General features: G+C 71.6%; 17 protein-coding genes and 2 tRNA genes. 10 read left to right on the top strand and 9 right to left on the bottom strand.

Translation table 11 applies throughout. From position 1 onward, the window contains the following. Positions 1–1024: 1024 nt before the first annotated feature. Positions 1025–3898 carry a hypothetical protein gene (locus ABZ810_RS00070; protein WP_358397167.1) on the top strand — a complete coding sequence of 958 codons (2874 nt, stop codon included), beginning with the start codon at positions 1025–1027 and terminating at the stop codon, positions 3896–3898. 374 nt (positions 3899–4272) lie between these two features. Here ABZ810_RS00070 and ABZ810_RS00075 read toward each other — a convergent pair. Together ABZ810_RS00075 and ABZ810_RS00080 are read right to left on the bottom strand one after the other, a co-directional pair. Beyond that, positions 4273–4364 (bottom strand) — tRNA-Ser (locus ABZ810_RS00075). Positions 4365–4481: 117 nt separating this feature from the next. Then, entirely contained in the window at positions 4482–4916 is a 435-nt protein-coding gene (locus tag ABZ810_RS00080; protein WP_358397169.1) for a hypothetical protein, read from the bottom strand. Between the two features lie 207 nt (positions 4917–5123). On the opposite strand from ABZ810_RS00080, the gene ABZ810_RS00085 reads away from it, so the two are divergent. Continuing rightward, positions 5124–5196: transfer RNA gene (locus ABZ810_RS00085), tRNA-Arg, on the top strand. Between the two features lie 45 nt (positions 5197–5241). On the opposite strand, the gene ABZ810_RS00090 is transcribed toward ABZ810_RS00085, so the two are convergent. Beyond that, on the bottom strand, positions 5242–7902 hold the full coding sequence (locus ABZ810_RS00090; protein WP_358397170.1) for a LuxR C-terminal-related transcriptional regulator: 2661 nt from the start codon (positions 7900–7902) through the stop codon (positions 5242–5244). A 110-nt stretch (positions 7903–8012) separates the two neighbouring features. Between ABZ810_RS00090 and ABZ810_RS00095 the strand changes: the two genes are divergently transcribed. The 4 genes from ABZ810_RS00095 to ABZ810_RS00110 all read left to right on the top strand — a co-directional run bounded on the left by ABZ810_RS00095 (position 8013) and on the right by ABZ810_RS00110 (position 10444). Continuing rightward, positions 8013–8564, top strand: coding sequence for a cysteine dioxygenase family protein (locus tag ABZ810_RS00095; protein WP_358397173.1), 552 nt, complete (start codon positions 8013–8015; stop codon positions 8562–8564). An 18-nt stretch (positions 8565–8582) separates the two neighbouring features. Beyond that, positions 8583–9095: a pyridoxamine 5'-phosphate oxidase family protein gene (locus tag ABZ810_RS00100; RefSeq protein ID WP_358397175.1), complete on the top strand. Its 513-nt coding sequence runs from the start codon at positions 8583–8585 to the stop codon at positions 9093–9095. A gap of 90 nt (positions 9096–9185) precedes the next feature. Then, positions 9186–9752, top strand: coding sequence for a dihydrofolate reductase family protein (locus ABZ810_RS00105; protein ID WP_358397178.1), 567 nt, complete (start codon positions 9186–9188; stop codon positions 9750–9752). Between the two features lie 107 nt (positions 9753–9859). Continuing rightward, positions 9860–10444, top strand: coding sequence for a dihydrofolate reductase family protein (locus ABZ810_RS00110; protein ID WP_358397180.1), 585 nt, complete (start codon positions 9860–9862; stop codon positions 10442–10444). On the opposite strand, the gene ABZ810_RS00115 is transcribed toward ABZ810_RS00110, so the two are convergent. From ABZ810_RS00115 to ABZ810_RS00125, 3 genes are all read right to left on the bottom strand, one after another. After that, positions 10426–11136, bottom strand: coding sequence for a helix-turn-helix domain-containing protein (locus tag ABZ810_RS00115; protein ID WP_358397183.1), 711 nt, complete (start codon positions 11134–11136; stop codon positions 10426–10428). The two genes, ABZ810_RS00110 and ABZ810_RS00115, sit on opposite strands and share 19 nt — an antisense overlap. A gap of 112 nt (positions 11137–11248) precedes the next feature. Further along, on the bottom strand, positions 11249–11626 hold the full coding sequence (locus ABZ810_RS00120) for a VOC family protein (RefSeq protein ID WP_358397185.1): 378 nt from the start codon (positions 11624–11626) through the stop codon (positions 11249–11251). Positions 11627–11876: 250 nt separating this feature from the next. Beyond that, positions 11877–12071, bottom strand: a complete 195-nt coding sequence (locus ABZ810_RS00125; protein WP_358397188.1) for a helix-turn-helix domain-containing protein — start codon at positions 12069–12071, stop codon at positions 11877–11879. A gap of 118 nt (positions 12072–12189) precedes the next feature. Here ABZ810_RS00125 and ABZ810_RS00130 point away from each other — a divergent pair, with 118 nt between their 5' ends. Beyond that, positions 12190–13335: a hypothetical protein gene (locus tag ABZ810_RS00130; RefSeq protein ID WP_358397190.1), complete on the top strand. Its 1146-nt coding sequence runs from the start codon at positions 12190–12192 to the stop codon at positions 13333–13335. Beyond that, complete coding sequence (locus ABZ810_RS00135; RefSeq protein ID WP_358397192.1) at positions 13332–14402, top strand: Rieske 2Fe-2S domain-containing protein; 1071 nt, start codon at positions 13332–13334, stop codon at positions 14400–14402. Before ABZ810_RS00130 ends, ABZ810_RS00135 begins: the two co-directional genes overlap by 4 nt. 3 nt (positions 14403–14405) lie before the next feature. Here the strand turns inward: ABZ810_RS00135 and ABZ810_RS00140 are convergent, their stop codons facing one another. Then, entirely contained in the window at positions 14406–18461 is a 4056-nt protein-coding gene (locus ABZ810_RS00140; protein WP_358397194.1) for a helix-turn-helix domain-containing protein, read from the bottom strand. A gap of 132 nt (positions 18462–18593) precedes the next feature. After that, on the bottom strand, positions 18594–19562 hold the full coding sequence (locus ABZ810_RS00145) for a hypothetical protein (RefSeq protein WP_358397196.1): 969 nt from the start codon (positions 19560–19562) through the stop codon (positions 18594–18596). A 252-nt stretch (positions 19563–19814) separates the two neighbouring features. Here ABZ810_RS00145 and ABZ810_RS00150 point away from each other — a divergent pair, with 252 nt between their 5' ends. Together ABZ810_RS00150 and ABZ810_RS00155 are read left to right on the top strand one after the other, a co-directional pair. Then, on the top strand, positions 19815–20570 hold the full coding sequence (locus tag ABZ810_RS00150; protein ID WP_358397198.1) for an AfsR/SARP family transcriptional regulator: 756 nt from the start codon (positions 19815–19817) through the stop codon (positions 20568–20570). 136 nt (positions 20571–20706) lie between these two features. Then, entirely contained in the window at positions 20707–21252 is a 546-nt protein-coding gene (locus ABZ810_RS00155) for a DUF4241 domain-containing protein (protein ID WP_358397201.1), read from the top strand. Positions 21253–21264: 12 nt separating this feature from the next. Here the strand turns inward: ABZ810_RS00155 and ABZ810_RS00160 are convergent, their stop codons facing one another. Then, a complete protein-coding gene (locus ABZ810_RS00160; RefSeq protein ID WP_358397202.1) occupies positions 21265–21720 on the bottom strand; it encodes a hypothetical protein in 456 nt (151 codons plus the stop codon). Positions 21721–21749 lie beyond the last annotated feature (29 nt).

The following is a 21749-nucleotide window of genomic DNA, read 5'->3' on the forward strand; positions in this document are numbered from 1 at the left end:
ACAGCAATGTTTGTACAACAGTGTCATGTCCTGGGACGCGCGGTTGAGGGGAAATGTTCGGATGGCCGTCCGGTGGTGTCCGGCCTGGTCAGAGCGGGTGGAGCGGGCTGCCGGGCCGCTGTGTCACGCCCCGGTCACGGCCGGGTCGATGACAGGTGAACCATCGGTGTACGGGAACGGTCCTCAGGCTTTCATCGCGCGATTTGTTAGGTCCAGACGTGTCCGGACGGCTTGATCGGTTGCCGGACGCCGCGCCGGACGGTTGGCATGGGTTCCCATGAACCCTTCGATTCGGGTGGGCCTGACCGTGGTGGGTGGGGTCTTCTTCGCCACCGCGGGCGGTCTCGCGTTTGAGGCGTTGACGGCCGCGCCCGCGCATGCAGCCGTGGCTGCGGCGCCGTCGCCGGAGCAGCGGTGGTGCCCGCCGTACGGCTCCCCATACATCCGGATGACGGGGTGCGACCCGTCCGGCACCGAGAAGACGACGCCCGGCTTTGGCCCGTCGGCGCTCGAGCGGCAGATCCAGGCGATGCGCAAGCGCTTCAGCGGCCAGCCCCCCACGCAGCGGGTGGGCCGGCCGGAGGCGCCGAAGCAGCGTGCGAAGGCTCCCCGGGACAGGACCGGGCGCCCGTCGGCGGAGCAGCCGGACAGGAACCCGCCCTCTGCGGAACCGCCTTGGCCCGTTCCCCCGGACCGGGTCCGGCCGCCGTTGGACCGCCGTCCGACGCCTCCGACCCCGCCGTCGGGCCGCCGCCCGGTGCTCCCGCCCAAGCCGCCGAGTCGTCCGGTGCTTCCGCCTCCACCCCCGCCGGGCTATCGTCCTCCGCCCCTGGTTCCAACCTCGCCTCCGCCGCGTCGCGGTGTCGCCAACCCTGATCCCGAGGCGCCGGACGGCTTCCTCAGGCGGAACTGGCATCCCGGCGACCTGGTCAGGTACTGGTACACGCTCACCCAGACGCGGACCGGCGAATCCCTGCTCCCGACGGGCAGGCACTACCGCAAGAGGCTCGTCTGGGACGAGGTCATGAAGCGGTTCGAGGACATGGGCCAGAAGTCCGGACCGAACACCCTTCCGGACCCGAAGTGGGAGAAGGTCTTCTCCTACGCCAAGTACGGCATCGAATTCTCCTACGGCGTCTACTCCGGCATGCTCAAGACGCCGGAGGGGATCAGGTGGAATCTGCCGCGTGCCGGACGGGCGGAGGCCGCCGCGCAGAAGGCGCTGGCCGACGCGCGGCAGTCGGGCGACCCGAAGGCGATTGACAAGGCGCAGGCAGCTCTCGCCAGGGCGAAGACCAACCTCGAAGGGGTGGAGAAGCTCTACCGCGAGTACCAGGCGTCCCTGGAGATGGACCAGCCCATGACGTCCTGGGGGGACGTGGTGGGGCTAACGCAGGAACAGCTCCGCGCGCGGACGGGGAGGGCGCTCGCCGCCGGGGCCGAGGCTCGGGCCGCACTGGAGGCCGCGAGACGGGCGGCCGATCAGGACGCCATCGCCGACGCGGAGCGCGCCCGCGCCATTGCGAAGGAGCTCTGGCAGCAGGCCGAGTGGGCGTACCAGGAGTACCTGCGGGCGAGGTCCGAGGCCGTCCGAAACAGGCCCACCCGGAACGAGGGGAATCCGGCGCTGCCCGCCGCCAACCCGCAGGCAGGCGACCAGCAGCCCCCCGAGCCCGGCAGCGGCGAAGGAGACCAGGAGGGTCAGAGCGGCCAGGAAGGGCAGGAAGGGCAGGAGGGTCAGGGCGGCGAGGGCGGCCAGGACCCGACGAACCGGTTCGACGGGACCCAGCCGATCCGGATGCCGAACCCGCCGACTCCCGAGCCCGCGCCGGGCCGGCCCTCCCCAGTACCCCCGCCAGCGGTTCCGACGCCCGAACCGGTGCAGCCGACCCCCGGCCCTGCGCCCGGAGCACCCGGAACGCCGGAGGCGCCTGGAGTGCCCGGCCGCCCTGAGAGCCCGGCACAACCCGAGCAGCCGGGAAACCCCGAGGTGCCCGGTTCCGAGTTTCCCGGAGCTCCCGGTGTCCCCGAGTTTCCCGGAGCTCCCGGTGTCCCCGAGTTTCCCGGCGGGCCCGGAACCCCCGAGATCCCCGGACGGCCCGGACAGCCGGAGGCCCCAGGACAGCCGGACATCCCCGGCCCGCCTGCGGACCCGGACATCCCCGGCCTCCCCACAGACCCAGACATCCCCGGCACGCCCGCGGAGCCGGACATCCCGGGACAGCCGGATGACCCCGAGGTCCCCGGCCTGCCCGAGACACCAGAGATCCCCGAACGGCCCGGCGACCCCGGAGTTACAGGCGACCAGCCCGATGCCGGCCCCGAGGACGAACCGTTCCGCCTTCCGCCCCTGTTCCCCAGCTTCCGCCCAGACCCGAACCGCCGTCCGCTGACGCTCCCCGGCGTCCGCCCAGACCCGAACCCGCCCCGGACCCCAGGGCGGGAGCAGCCGCCGGCGACGCGGCCGGACCCGCGCCGTCCGACCGGTCCGACCCGTTCGGACCTGCCCGGACGGGTGACCGAACGCCCCCGGACTCCCACGTCGGCCGGGCCGTCAGGTACGTCCGGCAACCGGTCCGGGACCCCGCGCCCCTCGGACACCCGCCCGGGTACGGGACGTTCGCCGGGATCCCGTCCGGGCGACGACGGCCGGCCATCCACGCGGCCCGGTGACGGACGTTCCCCTGTCGGAACCCGAACCGGCACCGGTGGCACGGGCGGCGGAAACGGACCGGGCCCACGCACCACCGCCCCGGGAACGAGTCCCGGCGCCGGCCCGGGAACCAGCCCTGGCGCCAGCCCGGGAACGGGTCCCGGCACCAATCCGGGCGCCAACCGCGGCCCCAGCCCGGCCCAACCCGGCACGAACCCCACCAGCCCCACAAGCCCCGGCACCAACCCGGGCACCACCCGTGGAACCGGTCCCAGCACCGGCCCCACCAAGCCCGGTACCGGCGGGACCAAGCCGAACGCGCAGGGCTCGAAGGGCAGCAGCGGCGGTACGTCCACCAAGCGGGTCCCCCGGGAGATGCCCAAGATCTCGCGCAAGGGAGTCCGCATCCCTCTGCCGATGCGCAAACGGCTCCCCCTGCCGGCAGGCAAGGTCATCGAGAGGATCCAGCAGATGGCGGAGGTGGTCGAGGGGATACTCCGGGAGACCCTCCCCAACGGCTTCCTGAACCTGGGGCCGAACTGGCGCGGCGCGGCACCGGAGGATCCCCGGACTCCCACGACGCCGCAGGAGACATCGCCGCCCGCTCCGGACGACGGCAACACCAGATACGGCGTGATGACGCCGCAGGACCAGGCCCAAACCCGTGACCGTCAGGCCGTGCTGCGGTATCGGCTCGGGGAGGAGCCCCCGTACCGGGACCAGATGCTGCGCGACCAGAGGGCGGAGCCGGCGCCGGCTCCCAAGGCCGACCCGAAGAAGGACCGGGACGAGGACGAGCCGCGGTCGCGGATCAAGGCGGGCAAGGTCACCAAGGGCAAGGTGGGCAGCCACCTCGACGACGAGCCCAAGACCTACGGAAGGCAGGGTCCCAGCGCCAACACCGTCGACCCGGACTACGGCAACACCGGTCGCGAGTCGCAGTCCCGGACGCGGCAGAACAACCGCAATGACGGCTACGACTCGCACAACGACAGCGGTTCGTCCGGCGGTGCTCCCTCCGGTGGTGCTCCCTCCAGCCCTCCGCCCAGCGGCGGCGGTGCTCCCTCCGCCGGTGCGCCCAGCGGTGGTGGTGCCCCGTCCGGCGGTGCCGCGCCCGGTGCCGGGGGCCCGCCCACCGGCAACGGTCCCACGGACGAACGCGGGCCCGGCGAGCTCAACAAGCTCGACTCCGACAAGCCGTCCGGTGGAGGCGGCGGCGGTGCCGATCCGTCCACGCGGGTCTGACCCCGCACGATGAAACACCGAGGCCGCGCCGCACCTAGGTATCGGCGGCGCGGCTTCGTTCGTTCAGTCACCGCGGCCCATCTTGGGCTTCTCCCCGATCGTCGCCTCCCCTCGTCCTGCGTGGTGACCCGAGCGGGGGCAGAGAAGGAGCCCAAGGTTCCGGCGGACCCCTGCCGCGGCCGTCACCCACTTCTCGCTCAGGTTCGGGGTGGCCCTGCGCGCCGCCCGCGGTGACGACGGCCGCCGAGGTCGCCACTCGCCTGCCGGCCGCCGACTGCGAGCCGTAGACGATCCGGGTGCCCTTCGAACCTTCGGGATCTCCCACAAACAAAATCAGCCGGGTCGCGTACGGTGACGTGACCCGGCTGATCAGGTGGCGGAGGATCGGGGATTTGAACCCCGGATGGGCGTGAACCCAAACCGCATTAGCAGTGCGGCGCCATAGACCGGACTAGGCGAATCCTCCAGAAGGCCCGCAGGCCGAGAACAGGTTACCGGGTGTTTGCATCACCCGGCAAAGCGCAGGACCAGCATAGCGACGGCGGGCCGTCCCCGCAGGCTGGGGGACGGCCGCACCGTGCCGTTAGCCGAGGCGGAAGCCGCTGATGCCGCAGGCCTTGCTCAGGGCCTCGCCGCTCTGCCGCAGGTTGCCGACGCTGGACATGATGCCCGAGGCGCTGCTGGGGTTGGACGCCGCCTGGCGCATGGCGTTGGCGGTGGTGTCGATGTCGGCCGCGAACTTGTTGGCAGCCGTCTCGACGTCCCCACCGGCGTTCTTGCCCTCGCTGCGCACCGTGCTCGCGAAGTCGCTGAACTTCTGCGCACTGGCGGACACGCTGGCCATCGGGTTGCTGGGGTTCGGCTGCGTGGTGCTGGAGCTGGCCAGCTTGTTGGCGGCGGTCTCGATGTTCTCGCAGGCCGCCTTCTTGTCTCCGCCGGCGAGAGGCCCAACACACCCGGTGGACGTGAGCATCGCGCCACCGATGGCGAGGACGCCGACCAGCTTGGTGGCAGACATGCGCATAGGGGGTCTCCTTCTGAGGGGGGTTGATCCGGACGAGAGTAGACCTCTCGGGTCACTTACGTCTCAGTTACCCCTTTGGCGCTCCAGCCTGGCGAACGGTTCCATGACGCACGTCACCCGGCCGATCGACTTGGCCGGACGCGCTGTTCCCGGAACCGATTCGCGGTTAGGTCCGAACAGCCGGTACAGTTACCTCGGCAGGCACCCGTAGCTCAACGGATAGAGCATCTGACTACGGATCAGAAGGTTAGGGGTTCGAATCCCTTCGGGTGCGCCCAGGTCAAAGGCCCCTCGCGATCATCGCGAGGGGCCTTTGTGATTACTGGAGCTGGGTTTGCAGGGCCTGGGTTTGGGCGTGTTCTGCTTGGGCGTCCAGGCGGCCCCAGGTCTTGAGGGCGCGCGTTAGGTCGGCGGGGTCCTTGTGCAGGCGGGCGCGTGCGCGGGCTAGGCAGGCGGCGACCCACTCGTTCTCGGCGGCCAGGGGGGCGGTGGCTGTGAGGAGGACGGGCGCGTCGGGGAGGCCTGCGGCTACGGCCAGTTCGGTGCTCGCGGCTCGCGCGTACGGCAGGTACGGGTCCAGCGGGGCATCGAGGGCGAACGCTGTGCGCACGAGGGAGGCGGCGTCGTCGAAACGGCCGGAATGGACGGCGAGGCGGGCGTCGACGAAGACCGCGACCGGTGCCGTACCGAGGGTGCCGCCGGCCACCTCCTCGGCCCGGGACCTCCACAGCGCGACGCCCTCAGGCTCCTCGAGCATCGCGCAGGCCAGCACGGTCGTGCTCACCGCCGGCAACATCCAGAGGGGGGCCGGGCGCCCGGCCCGCTCCCACTGGTCCCACATGCGTTCGGCGTAGTCGATCGCGTCGTGGAACCGGCCGGTCAGCGCGAGCGGCTGGACCAGGCGGCTGGCCGTGATGTGGGTGTCGCGCAGCAGGTCGTCCTCGATGCCGGCCCGCGCCGCGGCCATCGCGCCGGGCAGGTCACCGGCCATGATCGCGTAGATGCAGGCCCGGCCGTAGGTGTTGCAGATCTCCGGCCCGCAGTACGGGTCGTCGCGGTCCATGGAGGGCAGCAGCCGCAGGCGTTCGCGGGTGATGCGGTTGGCCTCGCGCAGCCGGCCGGCGTGCAGCGCCGCGGTCGCCGCCGCACACAGCCCCGAACTGATCAAGACCGGGTCCGCGGTCGCGCGGGTGGCGGTGACGGCGGCCGAGGAGAGTTCGCTGTCCGGCGCGCCCCGGCCGGGGCCGGCCAGCCACGCCCTGGCCAGGGCCATGGAGGCCGCCACCTCCGGATCGTCGGCGGGCCCGGCCGCGACCGCGTCGTCGAAGAGACCGAGGAGGCGTTCGCGCGGAACCTCGGTCTCGAACGCCTCGGGGAACCGGCAGGCGGTCTCCACCGCGCGCGCCAGGTCGATCGCCCGGCCGCGGTCGTCCCCGGCCCGCCGGGCCTGTTCGGCCGCCTCCAGCAGCAGCTCGTACACGTGCAGGTTGGACGTGGTGCTCACGTGCGCGCACCCGGCTCCCGCCCGCAGGTCGCGCGCGGCCGAGGCGGCGCTGGTCGCGACCGCGGCGGCGGTCCGGTGGTGCGCGAAGGACTCCAGCAGGTGCCGGCGGGCGAACGTCAGGTGCGCCAGGGCACGCGCCAGCCGGTGCGGCACCTCGCCCGGCCCTCCGGACGCGGCCAGCGCGGCCCGCAGGTCGGCGGCCATGGCGTCGAAGTCCTCCCGCCACGCGGGATCGTCGAGCCGGGCCTCCACGGCGTCCGCCGCGTCGGTGGCCCACCGCAGGTGGCGCGCCCGCGTCTTGTCCTCCTCACCGGTGGCGGACATCTGGGCCAGCGCGAACGCCCGGACCGTCTCCAGCAGCCGCCACCTGCTGACCCGCCCGCGCAGGTGCACCACGAGGCTCTTGTCCACCAGCCGGCCGAGCAGATCCGCGACGCTCGCCCGGTCCCCGCCGACCGCCGCCGCGGCGTCCAGGTCGAACGCCCCGACGAACACCCCGAGCTGCCGGAAGAGCGCCTGCTCCTCCTCGTCGAGCAGGTCGTAGCTCCAGGACAGCACGGCGCGCAGGGAACGATGCCGCTCGTCGCCGCCGCGGACGCCGGACAGCAGCCGCAGGGCGTCGTCGAGCGCCGCGAGCAGGCCCGTGGGGCCCAGCGACGCGCCGCGGGCCGCGGCCAGCTCGATCGCCAGGGGCAGCCCGTCCAGCCGCGCGCACAGTTCCGCGATCACCGCGGGCTCCGCCACGAACTCCGGGTCCCCGGCCAGCGCCCGGTCGTAGAACAGCCGTTCGGCGTCCGAGCCCAGCGGCAGCGGCGAGATCGGAACGCTGCGCTCGCACGGGATGCCCACCCGTTCGCGGCTGGTCACCAGCGCACGGGTGCCCGGGCAGGCGGCCAGGATCTGCTCGGCGAACGCCGTCGCCTCGTCGATCACGTGCTCGCAGTTGTCCAGGACGAGCAGCCACCGCCCGGTGCCCAGCCGGGCCGCGACCGCCTCGGCCAGCGGCTGGTGCGAGCCCTCGGTCACCCCCAGCGTGGTCGCGACCGCCCGGGCGACGAAGCCCTCGCGTACCGGCACCAGGTCCACGAACGCGCCGCCGGACGGGAACATCGCGATGGCGTCCTCCGCCACCACGGCGGCCAGCCGGGTCTTGCCCACGCCGCCCGGACCCAGCAGGGTCACCAGCCGGGCCTCCTCGATCGCGGCCAGCACGGCCGCGCGCTCGGCGTCGCGGCCGACGAACGTCGTTCCGGTCGCGGGCAGGCCGACGATGCGGGCCGGCTCCCGTGTCCCCGCGCGGGCCAGCTCCGCCAGCGCCCACCGGTCGGTCACCCCGTGCTTGCGCAGTAACGACGACACGTGGCTTTCGACGGTGCGTACGGAGATGTGCAGCCGATGCGCGATCTGGGCGTTGGTCAGCCGCGCGCCCAGCGCGGCCAGCACCTCGGCCTCCCGCTCAGATATCCGTTCCGCCACCGCGGACCCCCTTCTCCGTGGTGGTGTCCGTGGTGGTCTGCGGACGGCACGGATGACCGCCCGGCCTCTCCGGAGGGACGCTGGAGGCACCTCGAAAGGAGGAGGACACCATGAACACCACCCTAACCTCGCACCCCGCCACCGAGCTGGACGAACTGGTCATCGCCGTGCGCGCGGCCGTCGCCCGCGACGCCGGCCCGCGCGACACCGCGGCCTATGTGGCCGACGCGCTACGCGACCACCTGCCGTCGCCGGACCTGCTCCCCGCCGACCTGCTCCCCGGTGAGCGCGGCACCTCCAGCGGCCACCGCCTGCACGTGGAGCCGGACGGCTCGTTCTCGATGGTGGCGATCGTCTGGCGGCCGGGCGCCGTGACCCGCGTCCACGACCACGTGACCTGGTGCGTTTTCGGCGGCCTCGCCGGCGTCGAGGACGAGGACCTCTACACGCTCTCCGACGACGGCACCGCCCTGATCGAGGCCGGACGCAACCGGAACCTGACCGGTGAGGTCACCGGCTTCGCCCCGCCCGGCGACATCCACCGCGTCCGCAACGCCGGCGACGACATCGCCGTCTCCCTGCACATCTACGGCACCGACCTCGACCGCGTCGGATCCAGCGTCCGACGCTTCTACGATCTCCCCGTCCGCCCCGCCCACTGAACCGACAGGAGCCTTGAGATGAGCAAGCCGACCATGCGACCGGACGAGGTCAGCGAGGTCCTGAACCGTCCTCTGAGCCGCGAACTCCTGGACCGCGACCTGACCCGCCTCGCGTACGTCGCCAAGGACGGGACCCCTCGGACGATCCCGATCGGGTTCTCCTGGAACGGCTCGGAGATCGTCATGTGCACCGCGACGAACGCCCCGAAGCTCCCGGCGCTGCGCCACAACCCCGCCGTGGCCCTGACGATCGACACCGAGGTGCACCCGCCGAAGATCCTGCTGATCCGCGGCCGCGCCGAGCTGGACGTCGTCGAGGGCATCCCGGAGGAGTACCTGCGGATGAACGGCGCGCTCACGATGACGGCCGAGCAGCGGGTCGAATGGGAGGCCGGGGTGCGTTCGCTCTACGAGAGCATGGTCCGCATCGTCGTGACCCCGACCTGGGCGAAGCTGATCGACTTCGAGACCACCCTCCCCAGCGCGGTCGAGGAGCTGATCCGGAAGCAGGAGGAACGCCGGCGCGCCTGACCGGACGCTGTCACAGACGGCTCCCCGGGCCTTCAGCGCCGCGACCTGCCTGGAGGCCCTCCGTGGATCCGAACGAGAAGGAGTACGAGAATGCGGAAGCTCAGAGTCCAGCAGTGGGTGACCTTCGACAACATCGCCGCGGAGGAGGACGGCGGGCTCGGCTTCGTGTCGGTGGAGCCGTTCTCCGACAAGTCCGACCCCGCGTTCAAGGAGCGCGTGATGGGGCTCGTCGACGCGGTCGACACGCTGATCCTCGGCGCGAACACCTACGCCGCGAGCAAGGGCTACTGGCCGTACGCCGAAGACCAGGGCGAGTACGGCGAGAAGCTCAACAACCTCACCAAGTACGTCGCCTCCTCGACGCTGGAAGAGGCCCCCTGGGGCGACTTTCCCGCCGCGACCGTGACGCGCGACCCGGCCGCCACCGTCCGGGAGCTCAAGCAGCAGGACGGCAAGGACATCTGGCTGTGGGGGAGCCTGACGCTCATGCGCTCCCTGCTGGACGCCGGCCTCGTCGACGAAGTCCAGCTGCTGGTCTGCCCGGTGACACGCGGCAAGGGGACGCGCGTCTTCACCGACCGCCACGACCTGGAGCTGCTCGAGGCCACCGGCTTCGGCAACGGCCTGCTGCTCCTGCGCTACGCGATCAAGCAATAGGCGGGGCGCCCATGATCGTCTGCTCGCCGACGGCTGTCGTTTTCGTCCAAGACGGCCGGTGCGGTCGCGACTAGGGTGGTCGCGGCGGCTTGCCTGATCATGAGGAGATGACAATGCGTGACCTGGTCTACACCGGCTTCATGTCGCTCGACGGCGTCGTGGACTCGCCTGGGGGCGGGCCGGGGGAAGAGCACCGCAGCGGCGGCTGGGTGGTCAAGGACCTGGAGTTCGTTCCCGAGGCCTGGTCGCTGAAGGGCGAGGAGCTCACCGACACGACGGCGCTGATGTTCGGCCGCCGCAGCTACGAGGCGTTCGCGCCGGTCTGGCCCGGCTCGGAGGACCACGCCGCCTACAAGGAACTGCCCAAGTACGTGGTGTCGAGCACGCTGTCCGATGACGCCCTGGTCGACGGGTGGGGGCCGACGACGATCCTGCGCTCGACCGAGGACGTCGCCGCGCTCAAGGAGGGCGAGGGTGGCGCGATCTTCATCCACGGGAGCGCCGAGCTGGCGCGGCGGTTGTCGGACGCGGGCCTGATCGACCAGTACAACCTGCTCGTCTTCCCCGTGCTGCTCGGCGCCGGGAAGAGCCTGTTCGGCCGCGCCGACCGCGACAAGCACATGATGACGCTGCGGGAGTCGGAGAGCTACTCGAACGGGATCGTGAAGCTCGTCTACGACGTCAGGCGCTGATCCAGGTCAAGGGCGATCGCACCGCCGGCGCCGTCGTGCAACTGCCCGGCGGTGCGCCCGACGAACGAACGCAGCGCCCGAGCCAGGTGCGACTCGTCGAAGTAGCCGAGCTTGGTGACGACGTCGGTGGCCGGTTCGCCGGCCGCCAGCAGCTCCGCCGCCCTGCGGGCCCGCTCGATCTGCCGGATGCCGCCCCGCGTCAGCCCGGTCGCCGCACGGAACCGGCGTTCGACCGTACGTCCCGAGACGTCCGGGCTGTGGCCCCGCAGCACCTCGGCGACGAGCGGGTCACGGACCACGATCCCGGCCCGGACGAGACGCTCCACCAGGCCCTCGGCGTCGTCGGCGCCGGGCGTCTCCCAGCGCGCGCCGTCCAGCCGGAACGTCCGGCGCGTGGTGTCGGGGAGTTCGATGCCGCCGTCGACCAGCGCCGGCGTGGGCACGGCCCGCAGTGAGGTGCCCAGCGCGAACTCGATGCCCGTGAAGGCCGCGCCCTCCGGCACCGGCGCCGTCCCGGTCCGGGTCTCGGGCCCGGTGATCGTCGCGTACGCCCGGCCGTCCTGCTCCCAGAACACCAGGCCCCAGCGCACCGCCGCGACCGACGTCATCGCCGTGACCCGCGCGCTCGTGCAGGTCCACACGATGTCGACCCACGGCGAGTCGGACCGGCGCGTCTCAAACCGCAACTCCACGCGCGAAGAATACGCCGCGCCGGCACCACGCCCCCCGGCGAACCAACCGGCCAAGCCACGGAACCAGACTGGAGTGCGAGGTGGCGTCCTGAGGATCAGGTGCGCGGGGCTTCTAGGCTGGGTTCAGGCGTTTGCGGAGCAGGCAGAATTCGTTGCCTTCGGGGTCGGCCAGGACGTGCCAGGACTCTTCGCCGGTTTGGCCTACGTCGGCTTTGGTGGCTCCGATGGCGAGGAGGCGTTCGAGTTCGGCGTCCTGGTCGCGGTCGGTGGGGTTGACGTCGATGTGCAGCGGGAGTTTGCCGGTCTTGGGGTCGGCGGTCTTCGAGAGGATCATGGTCGGCTGCGGGCCGCCGAAGCCCTGGGGAGGGCCGATCTCGATGTCGTCGCCCTCGCGGCCGATCTCCACGTAGCCGAGGACCTCGGCCCAGAACGCGGCCAGCCGCTCGGGGTCGCGGCAATCCAGGATCAGCTCGGTGATTCGACATGCCATGCGATCAGTCTTACCTCGCGGCGGGCCGAGACTGTCGGTGGGGGTCGTTAGTCTGCCTTTAGTTGGAGACCGGTCTGAGCACCCATCAGGGTCCGCGGCTCAGGGAGGGTGGGTACGGAACCGCTCCCGGATACGTCTCGGAGTCGGCAGAATCCCGTGACCCCACCCTCCTTCCGGCCGGGTCGCGCAGGGGTGCGACGTGCACGGTCAGGCGGCCGAGGAACTCGTCGACCACCGCCAGCGAGGTCGCCTAGAACAGTTCCTCGATGGTGCCGAAGTAGCGGTAGACGGTCGCCCGGGTGACGCCCAGCTCCTCCGCCACGTCGGTGAGGCCGGTCTTGTGCGGGCCGAACCGTTCGACGCACCTGGTCGTGGCCTCGATGATTCGGGCGCGGGCCTCGTCGTCGGTGCGTGGCGGGCGCCCCCGCCACCCGCGTGTGCGCATGGTCCCCATTCCACCGGAGCGCTCTGGTAAGACAGTCGTCTGGACACTAGTCTAGTTTTGCTGAGTCGGGCTGTCTCCCGGCGGGGGCCTGGGTGACCGAGGTGCGTCGGAGGTACGTGTGGGTTCCCCAGGAAACGTTCTCGACCGCAAGATCCGGGTGTTCCAGGTCGCGACGGGCAACGTCGGCACCGAGATGATCAGGCGGATCGGCCGGCATCCGGATCTGGAGCTGGTCGGGCTGCACTGCTACTCGCCGGAGAAGATCGGCGTGGACGCGGGCGAGCTGGCGGGGCTGCCGCCGGTCGGCGTCACCGCGACCGGCACGATCGAGGAGATCATCGCGGCCCGGCCCGACTGCGTGACCTTCCACGGCGTCTTCCCTGACCTGGAGTTGTACGAACGGGTCCTGGAGGCGGGGATCAACGTCGTGACCACGGCCGACTGGGTCACCGGGCATCATCGGGACGCCAACCACCGGCTCCCGTCGGGGCGCAGGGAGTCGGAGGTGCTGGAGGCGGCCTGCCGGCGGGGCGGGTCGACGTTCTACGGCACCGGGATGAACCCCGGCCTCGCGCAGATCCTCACGATCGTGCACTCCAATGACGTCGCCGACATCGAGCACGTGCTGTGCACCGAGTCGGTCGACGTGTCCTGCCATCACTCCGTGGACACCTGGAAGGCCGTCGGCTTCGGCCTGCCCGTCGACGACCCGCGGCTGCCGGGCATGCTCGAGCGGTACACCCGGGTCTTCGAGGACGCCGTACGGCTCATGGCCGACTGCCTTGACCTGCGACTCGACGAGGTCAGGTTCGAGTACGAGCTCGGCGCGTGCACCAAGGACGTCGACCTGGGCTGGTACCGGCTGCCCAAGGGCTCCCTCGGGGGCTGTTTCCTCAAGTACGTCGGCCTGGCCGCGGGCACGCCCAGGGTCGAGATGCACCTCGAATGGCAGATGACGCCGTCCACGGACCCGCACTGGGACATCCAGGCGTGCTACATCACCAAGATCGAGGGGGATCCGTGCATCTACAGCAAGCACATGATCTTCCCCAAGCCCGGCACCGACTTCTCCTCGCCCGCGGCGTTCGCGTCGGTCGGCATGACGGTGACCGGCATGCCCGCGCTCAACGCGATCCGTTCGGTCGTGAACGCCGGACCCGGCTGCGTCACCAGCGCCGACCTGCCCCTGCGCGCCTTCGCCGGCCGCTTCGCGGAGGACGTGAGCACCGAGGACGCGGACGCGGCGAAGGGGGCGGTGTCGTGAGCGGCCGGTATCCGTTCCCCGCCGTTCCCGACGGCTGGTTCGCGATCGCCGCCTCGGACGACATCGGCGCCGGCCAGGTCTCGACGGTGCGCCTCCTCGACCGCGAGCTCGTCGCCTTCCGCGGTGAGGACGGCCGCGTCCGCGTGTTCGACGCCTACTGCCCGCATCTGGGCGCTCACCTGGGTGTCGGCGGCCGCGTGTGCGGCGACGGGATCGTCTGCCCGTTCCACGGCTGGCGCTTCGACGGCGACGGGCGGCTCGCCGAGGTGCCCCGCCTCGACCGGCGTCCGCCCCAGGTCTCGGCGCGGACGTGGGAGGTCCGCGAACGCAACGGCCGCGTCTTCGTCTGGCACCACGCCAATGGCGCGCCGCCGTCCTACGACCTCGCGACCTACCGCGGCGACGGGACCTGGACGCCCTGGCGGGTGGACGGCTACCGCGTCCGCACCCACGTGCAGGAGCTCTCGGAGAACATCATCGACCAGTCGCACTTCTACGAGGTGCACGACATGGTGCCGCCCGACGACGAACGGCTCGACGTGGCGTTCGACGGTCACGTCATGGTCGTCGACCAGAACATCAAGGTCACCGCGATCGCCGAGGAGGGCGTCGAGGTGCGGACCCGCACCACGGTCTGCGGGCCGGGCATCGTCGCGGTCGAGGTGCGGGAGGGCCCGCTCGACATGCTCACCTACATCACCCAGACCCCGGTGGACGAGGAGCACACCGAGATCACCATCTGCTTCTCCATGAAGGCCCTGGACGACGAGCGGGCCACGGCGTCGATCGCCGAGCTGAACGCCCGGATCACCAACCTGCAGTTCACCCAGGACATCCCGATCTGGGAGAACAAGGTCTACCGCGACCGCCCCCGGCTCACCGCGATGGACGGCCCCATCGCGCGCTACCGCCGCTGGTTCCGCCAGTTCTACTCCACCTGGGAGCCCTCGCACGGAGCGGAACGCCCGGACCGGACGGCGGACGCTCCGCCCGCCGCCGGCCCCCGGCCCGACTCCGCCGCCACCGGGCGCGACACTGCCGCCGCGCAGTCCGAGGTGTTCGGTTAGGGGTCAGCCGCGGGAGGCGAGGTGGTTGCGGCGTTCCTCGGCCGTCAGGGTCCGGGTGCGGCGTGACTTGGCGAGGTCGAGGACCTGTTCGGCGGGGCCGCAGACCTCGCAGGCGCGGGTACGGGTGAGGGCGTCGCGCAAGCCGGTCGGCCCGGTGATCTGCGGGCTGAATCCGCGGGTGATCTGCCGGCCGTCGCCGCTGAACGCCGTGACGCCGCCCGTCGCCCCCCATCCGGACAGCTCCACCGGCTCGCCGCCGGTGGTGCGCCAGAGCCGCATGTGCCCGGTGGGTTCGTTGGTGAGGAGCCAGCCGCCGTCGGGGCTGAAGCGCAGCTTGCGGACGGAGTCCTCGGCGCCGCGCAGGAACGTCGTCGGGTCGCCCTTGCCGCGGGGGTCCCAGAGCCGGATCGCGCCGTCGGCGGCAGCGCCGGCCAGGCGCCGCCCGTCGGGGCTGAAGGCCAGGTCCGTGATGTCGTCCTGATGCCCGCGCATGATCCTCGGCTCGGATCGTCCGGTCAGGTCCCAGACCACGACGGTGTCGTCGTTGCGGGCGTCGGCCAGGAGGGTGCCGTCCGGGCTGAGCGCGACGGTGCCGTCCGCCTTGCCGGTCGGAGGGGCGGCCCAGCCGGTGACGGGGGTCAGCCGGTTGTCCGCGGAGACCTGCCAGACCCGTGGCTCCGTGGCGGCGGCGCCGGCGGCGAGGCGGCTTCCGTCGGAGCTGAACGCCAGGTTCGAGGGGAGGCCGCGGAGCCCGGCCGGCGCGCTGGTCGCCGTGCCGGTGGTCAGGTCCCAGAGGGTGAGCGTTCCGGCCTGGCCGAGACCCGCCATGCGCCGCCCGTCCGGGCTCAGCGCGACCTTGTAGGCGGCGTCGCTGGGCCCGCGCACCTCGGTGGGCTCCGAGGGACGGCGAATCTGGACGACGACGCTCCGGGGGACGGTGATCGACATGGCGTCGGTGGTCGTCGCCGTCGTCCCGCCGTCCGCGCTGACCGCCAGGAGGCTTCCCCTGGCCGACGTGGGCTCGGCGGACGTGATGTCCCACCGGCGCAGCGTGCCGTCGGCGTCGATGCCGACCAGGGATCTGCCGCCGGGAGCGAACGCCACGCCGCGCGGATCGCCGCGGGGCGTGCGCAACACCAGGGGGTCGGCGTCGCTGGCCGTCGTCCAGACGCGGATCAGGCCGTCCGCGCCGAAGGTCGCCATACGTTCACCCGCCTGGCTGAACGCCAGCCCGTTCAGCCGGGGCGCGTGATCGGCCAGCTCGACCTGCGGAGCCCACTCGCCGGCGCGCGAGTCCCGGACGTTCCAGACCTGCGGTACGTCGCCCTCGACGGTCGCGGCCCAGGGGCCGGCGGGGCTGAACGCCACGTGTTCCGGCGCACCGCGCGGGGCCGCACGTTCCAGCCGGGGGCGGTCGCCGGTCAACAACCACACGCGGAGCGGGGAGCCGTCCCCGCCGGCGGCGAGCCGCTGCCCGCTCGGGCTGAACGCGACGCTCCGCGCGGCGGGCCCCAGCTTGACCGGCTCGGTGTTCCCGTCCGGATCCCAGATCCGGACGCCGTCACCGTGCGCGGTCGCCACCCGGCCGTCCGGGCCGAGACTGACGTCGCGGACACCGCCGTCGACGGTGCCCAGCACGGTCGGCGAGGCCGTCGCGAGGTCCCACAGCACGACCTCACCGGAGGTGTTTCCCGTGGCCAGCCGGGTGCCGTCCTTGCTGAAGTCGGCACTGGTCAGGCCCTGGGTATGCGCACGCGGAAGGGTCAGGCGATCCCGGCGCGCCGTCGTGGCGTCCAGGTTCCAGATCTCCAGGCCGGCCGGTGCCGTGCCGGAACCCCAGATCGCGACCTTCCGGCCGTCCGGGCCGGCGGCCATGCCCTCGACCCGGCGCAGACCGGCGGGCTGGGAACCGCGCAGCCGGGCGTCCACGGTGGCCTGCCGGAGGACGATGTCGGCCTCCGGCGTGGGTCCGGCCTCGTACGCCTCGATCGCCAGCAGCAGCGCCAGCTCCGGGTCCTGCTGGAGCTGGCGACGGGCCTCCCCGGCCAGGCGCACGGACTCGGCGCGGTCGCGGTCGCCGCCGGCGTTGCCCGTCTGGATCAGGGTGAGGACGACCAGCACGCTCACCGCGACGGCGGCGAAGGACGACCCGCCGATGGTGAGGACCTTCCGGCACCGGGCACCGGACCGCTCGGCGTCCGCGTTCGTGCGGCACGCCATGAGGAACGAACGTTCGAGGTCGTTCAGCGGCGCGAAGTCCGCGGTGTCCCAGGCGGTGAGCCGCTCGCCCCGATACAGGTAGTCCTTGCCGTGCCCGTGCCGCTCCCAGTCGGCCGCGTCGTTGGTGAGCCGCTGGTGACGGAGCAGCGTCTCCCGGTCGTCGTCGAGCCAGTTCCGCAACCTGGGCCACCCGGTGATGAGCGCTTCGTGCGCGATGTCGATGGTGTCGTGATCGAGGACGATGAGCCGCGCGGCGGCCAGCCGCTCGAGCACCGTGTCCAACTCACCCGCCCGCCCAGCCCCGCCCCGCCCGCCCGTGGACTCGGCGCCAGGCCGCCCGCCTGCGTACTCGCCGCCGAACTGCCCGCCCGCACGCTCGACGCCGTACTGCTCGGCGCCGTGCTGCCGGTCCGTGGCCATGGTGCCGGGCCGCTCGCCCTCGAGCTCGCCGTCGCGTTGCTCGCCTGTGGACTCGAAGACCGATCGCTCGCCTGCATGCTCGGTGCCGAGTTGCTCGCCACCGGGCTTGGAGCCGGATCGCTCGCCGGGCCGCCCGGTGCCTGGCCGCCGGCTCGCGGACCTGTTGCTGGGGTGCCCGCCCGCACGCTCGGTGTCGCGTTCCTTGCCTGCGGGCTGGGAGTCCGATCGCTCACCTGGGCGCCCGGTGGTGGGTCGCTTGCTGGCGGGTTGGTCGCCTGCGGGGGCGGGGTTGGTCCGGCCCCGTGCTTGCTCGATGCCCGTCAGTTCGTCGCGGCTGATCCGGCGGCGGACGGCGGCCGTGCCTTCGCCCGGGGTGGCCATGCGCAGAAGAACGGCGCGGAGCAGCTCGCGCTGGTCCTCGTCCAGGTCCGTGTAGAGGTCCTCGGCGGTCCGGGCGATCGCGCCGGTCACGCCGCCCGCGGAACGGTAGTCGATCAGGCGCAGGCTGAGGCCTCGCTGACGGCTCCATGTCTCCCGCAACGCGTGGGCGACCATGGGAAGCGCTCCCACCTGGTCGGTGGCCTCGGTCAGCACGGCGGCGACCAGATCGGGGTCCACGTTCAGCCCGACCTGCGCCGCGGGCTCGGTGACGGCGGCGCGCAGTTCCTGCTCGTTCATCGGCCCGACCGGTACGTGCACGCTGTCGCGGAAGGCGGTGACCAGCCCGGGGTGCTGGACGCACTTCTCGTAGAAGTCGGCACGGACCCCCATCACCACCGCCGGACCTTCCCCGGTGGTGACCGCGGTGCTCAGCCGGTCGAGGAACGCGTTCCGCTCAGCCTCGGCGCAGAGGGTGAAGACCTCTTCGAACTGGTCGATGATCAGGACGGAGACGTCGCCGGCGTCGTACGAGGGGTGCGCGCCCGGCGTGATCATCTTGGCGGCCGTGCCGTCGGCGGTCAGCTTGGCCAGCAGGCCGGCGCCGAGCAGGGACGACTTGCCGCTGCCGGAGGCGCCGGTCACCACGGTCAAGGGTGCTCGCTGGACGGCCTTCAGCAGGTCCTCCAGCAGGAGGCCGCGGCCGAAGAAGAGGTCCGCGTCGTCGACGCCGAGCGCGAACAAGCCCGGGTACGGGCTGCGCCGGTGCGTGCGTTCGAGCTCGTCCGCCGCCAGATGCCACCGGCGTTCCCACTCGGCGCGGTCGCCCCCGCACGCGGTCGCGTACGCCAGCGTCGCCTCGAGCGTCGGCAGCCGTACGCCGGTCGCCGCCTCCGCGAGGGTGCTGCGGGAGAAGTGCGCGCGCTGCGCCAGATCGCGGTAGCTCGGACGTCCGGCCTGGTCACGAAGCCGACGCAGTTCCCAGGCGAGCCGCTCGACCGGACCGGCCTGCGGGTCCACCGGTTGCTCAGGTCGCCCCAACGTCCCGCTCCCGTCGTCCAGGTCACCGGCGCCGTGCCCGACGACCCTAGACAGGAGATCATCCCAGGCACAACCGGCGAACCGCCCGGGTGCCGGGCACCCGGACGGTCCCTGGTTCTCCGTCATGCGCCGTCAGCGGACGGAGTGGTAGTAGACGGCGAGGTACGCGGAGCGAAGCGGGCCCGAACCGCGGTTGGTGTACTTCGTGTAGTCCTTGCCGTAGTTGGAGCTACGCCAGTAGGTCCAACTGGTGCCGGTGCCCGTCTGGTAGTAGTCGCTGTGCCCGACCTTTTCCGCCGTGGGGTAGCGGATCTTGTGCTGGGCCTTGAAGGACGTCGCCGAGTTCACCGAGATGACCTCGTCGTCGTGCGAACCGAGCGCCGTCCAGTTGGTGCCGCCGGTCGCCTGGAAATTGCTGGAGGGAAGGCCGTTGAGCCACTCGAGATGGCCGCTCCCCGAGTTGATCTGCTTGCACTGCGTGCTACGGCAACCGTTCTGCCACCAGTGCGTCGCCCCACTGTGCGGTGTTCCCAGGGTGACGACGTCCTCGACGTACAGCTTGGACGGGAAGCCCGCGTGTCCGCGCTTCACCCGCGCGATGGCGTTGCGGATGATGAGCCCGCCCATCGAATGGCCGACGACGTCGACCGTCTTGCCCTTCGAGGTGTAGTTGTTGTAAATGTGCCAGGCGAGCGACTTGGAGACGTATTTCAGGTCGGTTCCGGTGTCGCCGCCGTACTCGACGGAGCAGTTCTTGTCCTTCTTGTAGTAGCCCCAGGTGATCAGCTTCCCGGTCCAGCCGACGTCCTTGAAGAAGCTCTTGGCCTTGTTCCACTGAGTGCAGTCGGCCCCACCGTCCCACTGGTAGCCGTGGATGAAGATGACCGCTCGGTTCTTCTTGTTCTCGCGCTTGGGGACGGCGGCCGCGGCTGCTGCGGCGGTGGCGATGGTCGGGGCGGCGGTGGCCGTCCGGGTGGTCGCCGTCGCGGGGGCGGCGTGCGCCGGGGCGGCCTGGAGAGTGGCGGCGAGGGTGGGGGCGACGGCCGCCACCGCGATGATCCGGGCCGTCAACCGCGATCTGCGTGAGGTCCTGAGTTCCATCGGCGGACTCCTCCTTCTGGTGCCGGCTGCTGCCGACATCGACACCAGAAGGCTGAGCAAGCGCGGTTGGCCCGCGGTTGCGGCCGGGTTGGGGTGAAGTGGCAAATCCTCTGTGACCAGCTTGTCCGGATCTCGTGCGCCGTTGTCCGGAGCCCCCGGGCGGCTCATTTCGGACAACGTCACCCCGCCCTAGAACTGGATGACGCCGGTCCGATCCGGCGTACCTGAACACCCAGGCCAGAGGACGGGGACATGAAATTTCACGTGCTGGGACCGCTGGAGATCCACACGCAGAACGGGGCGGTCGTCTCGATGCGGCCCAAGTTGCGGGACCTGCTGACGGTCCTGCTCTGCAGCCCCAACCGGACGGTCCCCGCGGACCGCCTGATCGACGCGCTCTGGCCCTGCGGCCAGCCGCGCACCGCGGCCAAGACGCTGCACGGCTACGTGCACCACCTGCGCGGACTGCTGGGGGCGAACAGGCTCGAGTCGCGCCGTCCCGGTTACGCCATCGTCGTCCATCCGGGCGAGCTCGACGCCGAGTCGTTCGCCGCCGCCGGCAAGGAGGGACGCGCGGCCGTCGCCGCCGGCCGGGTCGAGCAGGGGGCGGCGGTGATCCGCGAGGCCCTCGTCCTGTGGCGGGGCGTGCCGTACGAGGGGCAGGAACATCTGTCGGCGACGCGGGCGGAGGCGTGCCGCCTGGCCGAGCTCAGGCTCGCCGCCGCCGGAGACTGGGCGGACGCCGAGCTCGCCCTCGGCCGCCCTGCGGAGGTCGCCGGCGAGCTGTACGGGATCGTCGCCGACCACCCGTTCCACGAACGTCCCCGGGCTCAGCTCATGCGCGCCCTCTACGCGCTGGGCCGCACCGCCGAGGCGCTCGAGGTCGGACGGGCGGGACAGCAGGCGCTCGCCGACGAGCTCGGCCTCGAACCCAGCCCCGCCCTCCGGCAGTTGGAGCAGGCCATTCTCGTCCACGACACCTCCTCCATCTACGCCACCTCCCGCTGACGCGCCGGACATCACAGACAGGCACCCGAGAATGGCCTACGCACCCGACCTCACCAAGCTCCTGGTCGATGGGCACCGCCAGAGAAAGTGGCGTACCGAGTTCGTCATCGAGTCCAGGGAACTCGCCCCGGCGGTGATGCCGACCGGACGCATGGTCGCCAGTGACATGTACCCCTCCCGCGATGACGGTCCGGTCGCCGTGACGATCCCTCCGGGCACCTATCCGATGTACGCGTGGGTCGCGGTCATCCGCAGACGAGGCGAAGAGATCGATCGCCGCAATGCGGCGCTGGAACTGCGGATCGGCGACGCCCCGACCACGGCGTGGGAAATGGCCTTCACCGAGGACGTGCCGATGACCGACCTCAAGGGCAAGAACGATTACTGCGGTTTCCCGGTCGACGCCGGTGCCGCGGCCATCGCGGACGTCGCATCGTGCGAGGCCGTTCTGCAATGGGACTTCAGCCGCTTCGAGTCGGTCTACATGCCCAGGCCGCTGCCTCCGCGAAATCCCGTCCCGGGCTATGTGACGGCCGTGGTCGATCCGGCGACCGGAGCCACCTACTCCGTGGTCTCGTCCGGTTGGGGCGACGGGGTCTATCCGGCGTTCATCGGCCGCGACGCCGGCGGCGGGGTCACCCGGTTCGTCATCGACTTCATGGTGCTGCCCAAGGTCTCCTGAACGCCGAGGACCTCAGCTCGGCGGCCTCTGACCGCCGTCAACGGGCCCGGCGGCGCGGATTCGGGGATCGTTGAGGAGCCACCGGGGCTTCTTCTCGTCGGGCACGCCGTACCGGAGACGCCGGTAGATGATGACGCCCGGCCAGATCGCGACGAAGTAGAGCAGATCGAGGAGCATCCACGCGCTTCGGTCGACAGGCGCGATCACGGTGTGCAACGAGGGCGGGATGACCAGGGCTGCCACGAAGGCCGCGGGCACGCAGACGAACACGACGTTCTGCAGGATGCCGTTGTTGGGGTTGGAGTGCAGGTCAGCGAACAGGTACCGCAAAGCGAGGCCCGGCCCGCGAGGCTCGCGATCGTCCGGCCGATCCCGGACGACGAACCGCTGGGTCGCGAGCGCGCACACGAAGAAGAGCACCGTCGCCCCGCCCATGAACCCGACGATGATCAGAGTGTCCGAGTGCATGACGCCTCCCCGCCCGTTGTTCGCATCAT

It is taken from the genome of Spirillospora sp. NPDC047279 (genome assembly GCF_040643285.1).
In the GTDB taxonomy this organism is placed as follows: domain Bacteria; phylum Actinomycetota; class Actinomycetes; order Streptosporangiales; family Streptosporangiaceae; genus Spirillospora.

What these genes read in the sequence shown, in the direction of transcription:
- ABZ810_RS00070 (WP_358397167.1), top strand. Translation starts at nt 1,025, where the DNA reads ATGAAGCGGTTCGAGGACATGGGCCAGAAGTCCGGACCGAACACCCTT.
- ABZ810_RS00080 (WP_358397169.1), bottom strand. Translation starts at nt 4,916, where the DNA reads ATGTCTGCCACCAAGCTGGTCGGCGTCCTCGCCATCGGTGGCGCGATG.
- ABZ810_RS00095 (WP_358397173.1), top strand. Translation starts at nt 8,013, where the DNA reads ATGAACACCACCCTAACCTCGCACCCCGCCACCGAGCTGGACGAACTG.
- ABZ810_RS00100 (WP_358397175.1), top strand. Translation starts at nt 8,583, where the DNA reads ATGAGCAAGCCGACCATGCGACCGGACGAGGTCAGCGAGGTCCTGAAC.
- ABZ810_RS00105 (WP_358397178.1), top strand. Translation starts at nt 9,186, where the DNA reads ATGCGGAAGCTCAGAGTCCAGCAGTGGGTGACCTTCGACAACATCGCC.
- ABZ810_RS00110 (WP_358397180.1), top strand. Translation starts at nt 9,860, where the DNA reads ATGACAATGCGTGACCTGGTCTACACCGGCTTCATGTCGCTCGACGGC.
- ABZ810_RS00120 (WP_358397185.1), bottom strand. Translation starts at nt 11,626, where the DNA reads ATGGCATGTCGAATCACCGAGCTGATCCTGGATTGCCGCGACCCCGAG.
- ABZ810_RS00125 (WP_358397188.1), bottom strand. Translation starts at nt 12,071, where the DNA reads ATGCGCACACGCGGGTGGCGGGGGCGCCCGCCACGCACCGACGACGAG.
- ABZ810_RS00145 (WP_358397196.1), bottom strand. Translation starts at nt 19,562, where the DNA reads ATGGAACTCAGGACCTCACGCAGATCGCGGTTGACGGCCCGGATCATC.
- ABZ810_RS00150 (WP_358397198.1), top strand. Translation starts at nt 19,815, where the DNA reads ATGAAATTTCACGTGCTGGGACCGCTGGAGATCCACACGCAGAACGGG.
- ABZ810_RS00155 (WP_358397201.1), top strand. Translation starts at nt 20,707, where the DNA reads ATGCCGACCGGACGCATGGTCGCCAGTGACATGTACCCCTCCCGCGAT.
- ABZ810_RS00160 (WP_358397202.1), bottom strand. Translation starts at nt 21,720, where the DNA reads ATGCACTCGGACACTCTGATCATCGTCGGGTTCATGGGCGGGGCGACG.